The organism is Oceanobacillus luteolus (genome assembly GCF_023715655.1).
Classification (GTDB): domain Bacteria; phylum Bacillota; class Bacilli; order Bacillales; family Amphibacillaceae; genus Oceanobacillus; species Oceanobacillus luteolus.
Map to the genome: position 1 here is coordinate 74,998 of NZ_JAMBON010000007.1, position 11,931 is coordinate 86,928.

Annotated in this window: 8 protein-coding genes and 2 pseudogenes; 4 read left to right on the forward strand and 6 right to left on the reverse strand. The window is 40.7% G+C overall.

Annotated elements, in window-relative coordinates; all coding sequences use genetic code 11:
- Window positions 1-307: 307 nt before the first annotated feature.
- A complete protein-coding gene (locus M3210_RS06970; RefSeq protein ID WP_251512738.1) occupies window positions 308-2,035 on the reverse strand; it encodes a glycoside hydrolase family 2 TIM barrel-domain containing protein in 1,728 nt (575 codons plus the stop codon).
- A gap of 9 nt (window positions 2,036-2,044) precedes the next feature.
- A pseudogene (locus M3210_RS06975) lies at window positions 2,045-2,619 on the reverse strand (sugar-binding domain-containing protein); the annotation flags it as partial.
- A 216-nt stretch (window positions 2,620-2,835) separates the two neighbouring features.
- On the opposite strand from M3210_RS06975, the gene M3210_RS06980 reads away from it, so the two are divergent.
- From M3210_RS06980 to M3210_RS06995, 4 genes are read left to right on the forward strand one after another with little or no spacing between them, the layout of a single operon-like run.
- Entirely contained in the window at window positions 2,836-4,014 is a 1,179-nt protein-coding gene (locus M3210_RS06980) for a galactokinase (RefSeq protein ID WP_251512740.1), read from the forward strand.
- A 1-nt stretch (window position 4,015) separates the two neighbouring features.
- A complete protein-coding gene (galE, locus tag M3210_RS06985; RefSeq protein ID WP_251512741.1) occupies window positions 4,016-5,017 on the forward strand; it encodes a UDP-glucose 4-epimerase GalE in 1,002 nt (333 codons plus the stop codon).
- On the forward strand, window positions 5,014-6,489 hold the full coding sequence (gene galT, locus M3210_RS06990) for a UDP-glucose--hexose-1-phosphate uridylyltransferase (RefSeq protein ID WP_251512742.1): 1,476 nt from the start codon (window positions 5,014-5,016) through the stop codon (window positions 6,487-6,489). The genes galE and galT overlap by 4 nt, the downstream gene beginning before the upstream one ends.
- Window positions 6,490-6,499: 10 nt before the next feature.
- The gene (locus tag M3210_RS06995) at window positions 6,500-7,519 is read left to right on the forward strand and encodes an aldose epimerase family protein (RefSeq protein ID WP_251512743.1); all 1,020 of its coding nucleotides are present in this window, start codon (window positions 6,500-6,502) and stop codon (window positions 7,517-7,519) included.
- 51 nt (window positions 7,520-7,570) lie between these two features.
- On the opposite strand, the gene M3210_RS07000 is transcribed toward M3210_RS06995, so the two are convergent.
- From M3210_RS07000 to M3210_RS07015, 4 genes and pseudogenes are all read right to left on the reverse strand, one after another.
- Entirely contained in the window at window positions 7,571-8,734 is a 1,164-nt protein-coding gene (locus M3210_RS07000) for an ROK family transcriptional regulator (protein WP_251512744.1), read from the reverse strand.
- 79 nt (window positions 8,735-8,813) lie between these two features.
- Window positions 8,814-9,641: a carbohydrate ABC transporter permease gene (locus tag M3210_RS07005; RefSeq protein WP_251512745.1), complete on the reverse strand. Its 828-nt coding sequence runs from the start codon at window positions 9,639-9,641 to the stop codon at window positions 8,814-8,816.
- Entirely contained in the window at window positions 9,638-10,510 is an 873-nt protein-coding gene (locus tag M3210_RS07010; RefSeq protein WP_251512746.1) for a carbohydrate ABC transporter permease, read from the reverse strand. The genes M3210_RS07005 and M3210_RS07010 overlap by 4 nt, the downstream gene beginning before the upstream one ends.
- Window positions 10,511-10,599: 89 nt before the next feature.
- Window positions 10,600-11,883 (reverse strand): annotated as a pseudogene (locus tag M3210_RS07015) (ABC transporter substrate-binding protein).
- Window positions 11,884-11,931: the final 48 nt, after the last annotated feature.

Sequence of the window (11,931 nt, forward strand, 5' to 3'; positions counted from 1 at the left end):
AAAACAGACACGATTCACGACAAGAGAAGAGCTCTATTGCATGTTTTACCTCTAAACGGAAGCTGTTCGTGACTAGAGAACTGTTCTATTGTAAGTTTTACCGTAAAACAGACACGATTCACAGTCAAGTCCATAATTCTGTGTAAAAGCATATTTTCGACCAGTAGTAATATTATTTGAAATCATAGTGTGAGAGCAGCCACAGCTTTGCTGCTTGCCATTGACTGTAGTGCCCGATTCTTAGTATTTGCTGGAAGGGGTCGGGGAATTGCACCACCGGGAACAAACTGGGGATTCGAAACTTCTTTCACGTACGAAATTGCGAATACCGGAATCGTGAGTATGGGGAAGGTTCCATCACTTTACCGAAAATCGGAATGCAAATGTATTTGAAAAAATCATTACATGGAGCTTTAGCATTTACTCTTTCTACTGTTGTATCCTCATCTGAAACAGGTAGTAAAAACTGTTCCCATGCTACTTCATGTCCAGCTTTTGCCCATTTTGTATCGTTCTTCTCGATTAGATTTACCGTTAACCAATAATCCGTTTTGCTCTTCGCATGGACTGCAAAAGAAATCTCTACATCTTGGTAACTTCCAGGTTGTATTTCCGGAAGATCGATAGTCCCGGTACTCTCCAGCTCACCTTCAGCATGGATGGACCAAGAAGCTGCTAAATGATTCAAATCAGCAAAATCATAACGGTTACGAATTCTTATGATTCCCTTTTCCAAGTCAATCGCTTCGATTTTAACCGGTTCAATCACTTTCTTGTATTCAAGCAGTGCTGGAGATGGTGTCCGGTCAGGCATGACCATTCCGTCAATGACAAAGTTGGAGTCATTCGGCTGGTCTCCAAAGTCACCACCATAGGCGAAATATTCTTCCCCTTCAGGTGTTTCTGTCCGGATACCGTGGTCAATCCACTCCCAAACAAATCCACCTTGCAGGCGCTCATATTTATAAAACATTTCAAAGTACTCTTTAAACCCACCAGGTCCGTTCCCCATGGCATGGCCGAATTCACATAAAATATGCGGCTGTTCCAAGTCTGTCCGTTTACCCCATTTGTCAAGCAGCTCCACGGAACTGTACATCGTCGAGAACATATCCGCTGCCACATTTAATTCTTGCGGCTCATTATCGGACTTTGTCATGATGGCACGTGTTTCACCTTCATAATGAATCAATCTTGTTTCATCTAGTTGCTTAGCCCATTCTGACATGTTAATCAGATTCTGGCCGAAACCGGATTCATTTCCTAATGACCAAATAATGATGGAAGGATGATTTTTATCACGTTCGACCATTCGTTTCATTCGGTCTAAGTATGCTTCTTCCCAATCTGGGTCTTCACTTAATTGACTGATATTCCCAACCAAGTTGAAACCATGCGTTTCCAAGTCAGCCTCATCAATGACATATAACCCGTATTCATCACAGAGATCATAAAATCGTGGATCATTTGTATAATGCGCCGTACGAACTGCATTAATATTATGCTGCTTCATCAGCTCAATATCTTTCCTCATGATATCGATTGGAACTGCTCTTCCTAAATCAGGATGATGTTCATGGCGGTTGACCCCTTTAAATATAACCGGCACGCCATTCACTTGAATCAGTCCATCTTTCAACTCTACTTGTCTGAATCCTACTTTTGTTGGAATCACTTCCACCACATGACCATTCTCATCTTTTAAAGCAATAAGCAAATGATAGAGATATGGTGTTTCCGCGGTCCATTTTTTCGGTGCTGTTACTGGAATGCTCGTTGATAGTTGCAGCTCTTCTTTATCCACTGCTGTCTCTACATGATCCTCAGCCACAAACTCGAAGTCCGCATCCAATAATACATACTCCACCGTATAGGATTTCTGTCCTTCCAATTTCGAATGAATCTCTGTATCTATTTGCAATACGGCATTCTCGTATTTTTCGTCTAGTTCAGTTTTTATAAAATAATCATAGACATGGGTGTCCGGCTTTCTGATTAAATACACATCGCGGAAAATCCCGCTTAACCACCACATATCCTGGTCTTCTATATAGCTTGTGACCGACCATTGGTATACACGAATGGAGATGGTATTTTTCCTTCACGTAGGAATGCTGTCACATCAAATTCAGAAGCTAAACGACTTCTTGTGCTATAGCCGACAAATTCGCCATTGACCCAAACATGGAATGCACTATCTACTCCTTCAAAACGAAGAATAGTAGATTGTTGCAACGCCTCTTTCGCAACATAAAACTCTCGGCGATAGGAACCTGTTGGATTTTCACTCGGAATATGCGGCGGGTCTACAGGAAACGGATAGGGAACGTTTGTATAATGAGGCCTTCCATAACCATTCAGTTGCCAATTCGATGGAACTTGTAGATCATCCCATTGTGACACATCAAAATCATCTTCATAAAAATCCTGAGGGGCGGTCTCTGGAGTTTCCGCATAATGGAATTTCCATTGTCCGTTTAATAATTGAAAACCATTCGCATAGCTTCTTTGATACGTAAGAGCATCTTCTTTATTTGAATAGGCTAGAAAATAGGATCGATCTTTCAAACGATTCTTTTCTAATACGGATAATTGTTTAAAATCATTAAAGTATGACATGATAACCTCCTAAAAATTTATTTATTAAACGCAATCATGAAAACGCCAACATTTCTATGTATTTGTTACCACCCCTATTGCGTAACTAAAAAAATAATAGTACACTTATGTTAACTTAATTAAATTAATTAATAAAGTTATGTTGTAACCATATTGTACTATCAAACGAACTAATTATCAATATTAATAAATATTTTAGGAGGTCAAAACGAACGCATGCAAACATTGATTAAACAATTTCATTCTATCTTTCAAACAAACAGCACACCAAGAACCTTCTTCGCACCTGGACGAATCAATCTAATCGGCGAACACACCGATTATAATGGCGGGCATGTTTTCCCAGCGGCGATATCCTATGGTACCTATGCTTTAGCAGCAAAACGAAACGATCAACAATTACGCTTTTACTCGATGAACTTTCCCGAAAAAGGAATCATCACTTGTGACATTGCCGATTTAACATTTAATGATAGCCATGACTGGGCGAATTATCCAAAGGGAGTATTTCTACATTTAATGGATGCCGGATTCCACCTTTCCCATGGTGCAGATATCCTCTATTACGGCAATATCCCGAATGGTGCTGGCCTATCTTCCTCCGCTTCCATCGAACTCGTTACTGGAGTGTTAGTAGAAGGAATCTATGAGAAAACAATCGACCGAATAAAGTTGATTCAGCTCGGTCAGAAAGTAGAAAACGAATATATCGGCGTCAACAGTGGCATTATGGACCAATTCGCCATTGGTATGGGTAAAGAAAATCAGGCGATGTTATTAAACTGTGACACATTGGAATATAAATATGCCCCACTTAATTTAACGGATCACGTCATTATGATCATCAACACGAACAAGGAAAGAAAGCTCTCCGGAACAAAATATAATGAACGACGTGCTCAGTGTGAAGCTGCATTGGCAGATTTGCAACAAGAATTGAAGATTCGCAGTTTAGGAGAATTAACGATAGAAGAATTTGAAGCGAGTAAGCATTTGATAAGCGATGAAGTAAATCAAAAGCGGGCAAAACATGTTGTCTATGAAAACGCCCGCACACTGGAAGCTTTCGATGCTTTACAACAAGGGGATCTAGAAGCTTTTGCAGAGTTATTGAACGAGTCACATATTTCGTTACGAGACGATTATGAAGTGACGGGAGTGGAACTTGATACGATTTCCGAAACAGCATGGAATCTCGATGGTGTACTCGGTGCTCGTATGGTTGGTGCAGGGTTTGGAGGATGTGCCATCGCCCTCATTGAAAAAGAGAAAGCCGAAAGCATCAAACAACAGATTAATAAGGTCTATAAAGAAAAAGTCGGTTATGAAGCTACATTCTATACTGCCACGATTGGCGAAGGTGCAAGAGAAATTCAAATAACGGAGGAGGTTTAAGATGAGTGTACTAGTTTTGGGAGGGGCCGGGTACATCGGTTCCCACGCAGTCCATCAATTAATTGATCAGGGGGAAGAGGTTGTCGTTGTTGATAACTTAACAACCGGGCATGGAAGTGCAATTCATCCAGAAGCCACTTTTTATGAAGGTGATTTGCGGGACCTTGAGTTTATCCGTTCCATCTTTGCGAGGGAAAAAATTGACGCTGTGCTTCACTTTGCCGCAAACTCACTCGTTGGAGAATCGATGGAAAAGCCGCTCCAGTATTTTGACAATAACGTTTACGGAACCCAGGTATTATTGCAAGCGATGGTCGAAGCAAATGTGAAGTACATCGTCTTCTCCTCAACTGCTGCAACCTACGGAGAACCAAAGACCGTACCAATCACAGAGAATATGCCAACGAATCCGACCAATACGTATGGTGAAACAAAACTCACGATGGAAAAAATGATGAAATGGACAGAACAAGCTCATGGCATTAAATATGTTTCACTACGTTATTTTAATGTAGCTGGTGCCAGGGAAACGGCAGAAATCGGTGAGGACCACCGACCAGAAACCCATCTCGTCCCGATTATTTTACAGACGGCTTTGAACCAACGCGAGTATATTACCATTTTCGGTGATGACTATGATACTCCCGACGGCACGTGTATCCGGGATTATGTCCATGTCGAAGATTTAATTGATGCACATTTACTAGCTTTAGAGTATCTAAGAAATAATGGAAAAAGTGATATCTTCAACTTAGGAAGCAATCAAGGATTCTCCGTGAAGGAAATGATCGATACAGCCCGTAACGTAACTGGAAAAGAAATTCCTGCTAAAATCGGAAAACGTCGTGCAGGCGACCCTAGCACATTAATTGCAAGCTCGGAAAAAGCAAAAGAGATCCTTGGCTGGAATCCAACACGTACAGATATTACAAAAATTATGGAAGATGCTTGGAACTGGCATTCTACACATCCAACCGGATACGGAAAGGAAGATGAAGCATGATCTACAATCATATCGAAGGACTGATACAACAAGCATTGCAGGCAGAGTTGATTGACTCAGCCGATGTGCCTTACGTCCGGAATCAGGTTATCCATCAATTAGGACTGGACACTTTTCCGGAAGCCGTAGAGCCGACGAATGATAGTATCCCGAATATCCTGGAACATCTCATTTCTTATGCTATTGAACATAGAGTGATTGAAGATGTGTTCGATGATAAGGAGATCCTATCCGCTACTATCATGAACTGTTTTATCGCAAGACCGTCCGTCATCAATGAAACGTTTTATAAGAAATATGAGTCCTCACCACAAGAAGCAACAGACTACTTTTATCATTTAAGTAAGAACAGCAACTATATCCAAATGAATCGAATAGCAAAGAACATCTCCTTTAAGGCCGAATCGGATTATGGTGAATTGGATATCACCATCAACCTATCCAAACCAGAAAAGGACCCGGAACAGATCAAACGGGAAAAGACGATGAAACGGGACTTGAATTATCCAAAATGCCTGCTTTGTGTAGAAAACGAAGGATACGTAGGTAGAACCGGACATCCTGCAAGGGCCAATCACCGGATCATAAAGGTTCCATTGCTTGGAGAAAACTGGTATCTGCAATATTCTCCGTATGTTTACTACAACGAACATAGCATTTTGCTTTGTGAAGAGCATCGGGATATGAAAATTGACCGGAATACATTCGAACGGCTGCTCAACTTTACGGATCAATTTCCACACTACTTCATCGGTTCCAATGCGGACTTGCCGATCGTCGGTGGTTCGATATTAAGTCATGACCATTACCAAGCCGGGAGATATGAATTTCCGATGATGAAAGCAGAAGATGCTTTCCATTTTGAACTGAATCAATTCCCTGACGTATCTGCATCCGTTGCGAAATGGCCGATGTCAGTCATCCGTCTGAAAGGAAGAAAGATCGCTGACCTCGTGCGTGCAGCAGAACATATCTTAAACACATGGCGCAATTATTCCGACCCTGAAGCGGATATCATCGCCTATACAGATGACACACCGCATAATACGATTACGCCTATTGCACAAAAACAAGGTGATGTATTTCAACTTAATCTCGTCTTACGAAATAACCGGACATCAAAGGAACATCCGATGGGTATTTTCCATCCGCATGCTGATGTTCACCATATTAAAAAAGAAAATATCGGACTCATCGAAGTAATGGGGCTTGCTGTATTACCGCCAAGATTGAAAGATGAACTACAAGAGATTCAAGATTATCTATTAGGAAAGTCCAGCAATATCGCACAACACCATGAAGCATGGATAAACCAACTAACCGAAAAATATCCAGCTCTTACTCATGATGCTGAAGCAAAGGAAATATTGAAAGTCGAGCTCGGACAAAAGTTTGTGAGAATACTAGAAGATGCAGGTGTACTAAAAGAACGTGCAGTTTTTGAACGATTTATTGACACGTTGAATAAGTAGGTGACACATAGTGAAGATAGAAAAGGAAACGGTTTTTGGAAATTGGGAGGAATACACCTTAACGAACGATCAAAACATGTCCGTTAGTGTATTAAACTACGGGGCTATCATTACAAAGATCCTTGTTCCCGACCGAAATGGTAAGCTGGAAAATATCGTACTAAGTTTTAAGGATTATCAAGATTATAAAACAAACCCTAATTACTTTGGAGCGATTATTGGCAGGGTCGCTGGCAGAATTCAAGACGCTTCTTTTGATATCGCCGGAACAACCTTTTCATTAGAAGCAAATGACGGCAACCATCATTTACATGGCGGTTCTGCCGGGTTACATCAAATCATTTGGAAAGTGAGCCCTTTTGAAACGAAAGATTGCATTGGGTTAACATTAACCCACCAATCCCGTGATGGGGACGGTGGATACCCTGGTAATGTGGACATTACCGTTACCTATACGTTAACCAATGATAATCAGTTACAGCTTGACTATACAGCTGTAACTGACAAATCAACACCAATTGCGCTTACCAACCATACGTATTTTAATTTATGTGGTAATCTAAGAGATACTGTGCAACACCACTTCTTAACAATGAACAGTAACAGTTTTGTAGAATTGGATGAAGAACTTATACCAACCGGAAAGATAATTGATGTAGAAGATTCAAGGTTTGATTTTCGGAACAGTCGGGTTCTTGGAGAAAGTTTCACCAAAGAGCTGAACGGTTATGATCATTATTTCATCTTTGATGATACTCATAGCGGAGAACAAGTGACGTTGACAGAACCGACAAGCGGACGCGTTCTCAAAGTGTATAGTAATCAGCCAGGAATGGTCCTATATACAGCCAATGATTTAAATGAAAATATACAACTAAGAGAAGCTGCAGGTAAAAAACACCTGGGAGTATGCTTTGAAACACAAGGCTCACCTGCTTCATTACATCACGCAGGCTTTCCAAGCATCATCCTCCACCCTGATGAAACATATAGACAACATACGTTGTTTGAATTTCTAATTCATGAATAACAAAAAGCAGTTAATCCCAAACACAAGGATTAACTGCTTTTCATTTATATACTATTTCTGAAACAATTCCACAAGCAATAGAGAAACTGCACCTAACAATGTTGCATCATCACCTAAGCGTGAAACGGTCACTTCCGTTTTCTTCGCCTCGGTTGTCAGAGCTCGTTGTTCGATTGTTTTAGCAATCACTGGAACAATAAATTCCTGGCTTTTCATGACGCCACCACCGAGTACAATTCGACTAGGATTAACGATATGAATGAGATTCGTCAGTCCAATCCCGATGATTTCTCCTGTTTCTTGTAAAAATTGTAAAGCCTCCGCGTCCCCGCTTTTTGCCAGCTTATAGATTTCTTCACCGTTCAACGCATCTTCAAGCTGGAATTGTTTTTTATAGCGTTCTGCGATAGCATGTCCACTTACATAGGCCTGTAAACAACCAGGGTTCCCACATTCGCAGATTTCACCATGCAAATCGATTGACATATGGCCAAACTCTCCCGCAATGTCCTGTGCACCGTGATATAGATTTCCATCGATCACAAAACCGGCTCCAACACCACTACCGATATTTACTGCAACCATACTATCGACGTCGCCATTACCGCCAAACCACGATTCCCCAAGCGCTATTGCACGGGCATCGTTTTCCACTTGAACCGTTAAATCAAAGTGTTCTTCCAACGTTTCTTTAATCGGAATATTTCTTAAATCCAAGTTTGGGGCGACTAAAGACATTCCCGTATGGACATCAACGACCCCATGCATCGCAACCCCGATTCCAATGATTTTTCCATGATCGCCACCAGTGGATCGGATCATCGCTTCAACCATTTCGATCAAAATGGAAAGGAATTTATCATTCGTTAATGGCTTCGTTAACGTATAAGATTCTGAGCGCTTTAGTATGTTTCCGGACAAATCGGTTAATACACAGTCTACAGAACCAGGACCTGCATCAATCCCGATGACATAGAAAGCGTCGCCATTGATTTGAAGCATCTTTGGCTTGCGCCCGCCACTGGATTCTCCAAGGTCACTTTCTGTAACGATCCCCTCTTTCATCAGTTCCCTGACGATACTGCTCACCGTTGGGGGCGTTAGTTTAGTATCCTTCGCAATTTGAGCTCTGGATATTGGCTCAGCTGTTCGTATTTTATTTAAAACGATCGATTTATTGACGGATTTCATTAATTGAAACGAACCACGTTCCATACGTATCCCCCGTTTACTTCATGTGATAACTGTCTATCTACTATATTAAATATCTTGTACTAAAAAAACAAAAGATTCATCAACCTTTAACCGATCCGGTCATTCCTTCAACAAAGAATCGTTGTAGGAAGAAGAAGACGAGAGCAGTCGGTATCGTACCTATCACAATCGCTGTATAAATGACGCCATAGTCCGGGGTATATCCCGACCCTAAATTCGAAATCAATAATGGGATCGTCTGATTTTCTGGCGATTGTATAATGACTAATGGCCATAGATAATTATTCCAATTGTTCATGAAAGATATAATCCCGGCAGCAGCCAACGTATTTTTCATCGATGGCATATAAATCCTGAAAAATATCCCTAACTCGCTAAGTCCATCAATTCTACCTGCCTCAATCAAATCTTTCGTGAACATCTTTGTATTCTGTCTAAAGAAGAAAACAAAAAATGCTGTAGTTACATATGGCAAAATAACTGCATATAACGTGTCCACTCCGATTGCTGGAAACACTTGCGAGATATTTCCGAAGAACCTAAATAACGGAATCATCAAAGCAGCAAACGGTATCATCATAGAAAGCAAGAGAATCGTAAAGACAATGTCTTTCCCCTTACTCTGGTAAACTTCAAATCCATATCCCGCAAGAGCGGATACGATGAGACATAATACTGTAGCAATAATAGCAATAAAAAATGAATTAAACAACGCGGAGCCAACATTGTAGTTTGCAAAGAGGTTGCTTAAGTTCTCAAACAAGTTGCTTCCTGGCATTAAGCTCCCCCGAGTAATATCAACCGATTTATTCGTCATGCTGATTAACATCCAAATAAATGGAAACAGGGAAACGAATGCCGCCACACTTAATATCACGTAAGTAAAGATCGACTTCCAGTTAATCATTTTTTGTCACCACGAAGTCTGAATTGAATGATAGAGAAGATCACGGTCAAAATAACGATGACAAAGGAAACAGCTGCCGCATAACCAAAGTCAGGCGTGTACTCGAATGATAGATTATAAATATATTGTGAGATGGTTAATGTTTCATTTCCTGGACCACCTCTTGTGATGTTCATCGGCTCATCGAACAATTGAAGTGTTCCAATGGTAGATGTAATCGCCGTAAAAAGAATGATAGGCTTTAACATCGGAATCGTAATATAGAAAAACTGTTGGAAGGAATTTGCTCCATCGACCCTAGCTGCCTCATAAACAGATTTATCCACATTTTGTAAAGCTGCTAAATAGAAGATCATATTGTACCCCGTCCAACGCCACGTAATAGCGATGATGATCAATACCTTCGCCCAAAACGGGTCCATCAACCATTCGATCGGTTCAGAGATTAAGGATAGATTTAATAGAAACTTGTTTACAATCCCATCTGTTGAGAATAAGTACTTGAAGATAACCGAATAAGCAACAAGTGATATAACAGCCGGTAAAAAGATAGCCGTCCTGAAGAATCCTTTAAACTTCAAATCAGGATTATTCAACAGTACAGAGAAAAACAAGGCAAGTAAAATCATGACCGGAACCTGAATAATTAAGTAAATGAACGTATTTCTGATCGCCGTCAATGCCACCGGGTCATTGAGTAAACGTCGATAATTATCCAATCCAGCAAATTCCAGATTCACTCCCATCCCCGACTGAAAAGATAGGATGAGAGCTTGCAGCATCGGATAAAAATAAAATAAAGTAATGAAAATAACTGCAATCAGGATGAAAAACCAACCTAATAAGTCTTTACTTCTTACAAGCTTCATTTGTGATCACTCCAAACGTTGAGATGTATAGAAAGCCATGATTATTTTTATAACTATCAATCTAGCAAGGATAGATAGGTAGCTTTCCTTTAATTACTAAGTCGCCCTTCTGCTTGCTTTTGGGCATCTTCTAGAGCTTCCTCGAGACTCTTACCGCTTTTATATTTCTGTATCTCACCAATGAGAATATCCATGACCGCATACGTATGCATTCCATAATTCACACTTGGAATCTCTTCCATCCATGTGATAAAGTCGGCAATAATTTTTTGTCCTCCGAAGAAATCATCACGAATTTGGAAAGCTTCTCCGTCTAAAGCCGGTAAATACGTACCGATGGCACCAATCTCTGTCACGAGATCCTGATATAGCTCCTTATTTGAAACAAATGTACTTGCTAAAAATTCTGCTGCCTTTTCTTTACCAGGAATATTCAGTACATAGAAAGAACTTCCGCCCAGGTTGGATGCATTCACCGCGCCTTCAACCGGCAGTCTTGGAATCGGCACTACCGTCCATTTTTCAGCTTGTGATTCTTCCGCTTTAATATTCGGCGTCATCCAATTTCCTACCGCCACACTGACGACTGCTCCACTATTAAAAGCTGAAACTCTGGAACTCCAATCTGTATTGATATGAGCGATTCCTTCTTCTTGCAATGCATTATAAATCCGCACCGCTTCTTTCACCGCTTCATTATCACTGATATCTGCTGTTCTTCCATCTTCTTCGGTGAACCAGACACCAGCGGTCTGAATCATATGTCTTAAATCATCCGGATCGTTTGGATTAATGGAAATCATGTATTTCCCTGTCTTCTCTTTTATGTCCTTACCAATTTCAAGAAATTCGTCCCATGTGATATTCGTCAGGTCCTCTGGAGTGTATCCCGCTTCTTCTAAGTAATCGGTCCGTAAATATAACCCAGTTACACCCGTATCAAAGGGTACTCCATATTGGCCCCCTTCAAAACTTGTCGGCGCCTTTTTATAATCTGCAAAATCATCGATATCGAAGTAATCCGATAAATCATAAAAAGCATCTGGATATGCTTGTAAGAAGCTTTGTGCCCGGTAATCTTCAATGAGAACAATATTCGGCATCCCATGCATCGTCCCGGAGCTCAATCCAGTATTTAATCGTTGAACAATATCTTTTTATCCATTTTCTATGATTTGTAGCTTGAAATCCTCATCTTCCTGCTTGTAGTACTCTCCTGCCATTTCTAATGCAGCCACATTAAATAATGGATCCCAAGCCCATGCTGTCAGAACACCGGACTCCTCGTATGTATTTTTAGCAGCCCCAAATGAGCAAGCTGAAAGGATACATATCAACAACACCACCATGATTACTGTCATCCATTTTTTCACTTTTTCTACCCCCTAATTTGTTGTCAGTCAGATATGTAACACACCTAT

Coding starts and splice junctions, on each gene's coding strand:
- M3210_RS07005 (WP_251512745.1), bottom strand. CDS start 9,641: ATGATTAACTGGAAGTCGATCTTTACTTACGTGATATTAAGTGTGGCG.
- galT (WP_251512742.1), top strand. CDS start 5,014: ATGATCTACAATCATATCGAAGGACTGATACAACAAGCATTGCAGGCA.
- M3210_RS07000 (WP_251512744.1), bottom strand. CDS start 8,734: ATGGAACGTGGTTCGTTTCAATTAATGAAATCCGTCAATAAATCGATC.
- M3210_RS06980 (WP_251512740.1), top strand. CDS start 2,836: ATGCAAACATTGATTAAACAATTTCATTCTATCTTTCAAACAAACAGC.
- M3210_RS07010 (WP_251512746.1), bottom strand. CDS start 10,510: ATGAAGCTTGTAAGAAGTAAAGACTTATTAGGTTGGTTTTTCATCCTG.
- galE (WP_251512741.1), top strand. CDS start 4,016: ATGAGTGTACTAGTTTTGGGAGGGGCCGGGTACATCGGTTCCCACGCA.
- M3210_RS06970 (WP_251512738.1), bottom strand. CDS start 2,035: ATGTGGTGGTTAAGCGGGATTTTCCGCGATGTGTATTTAATCAGAAAG.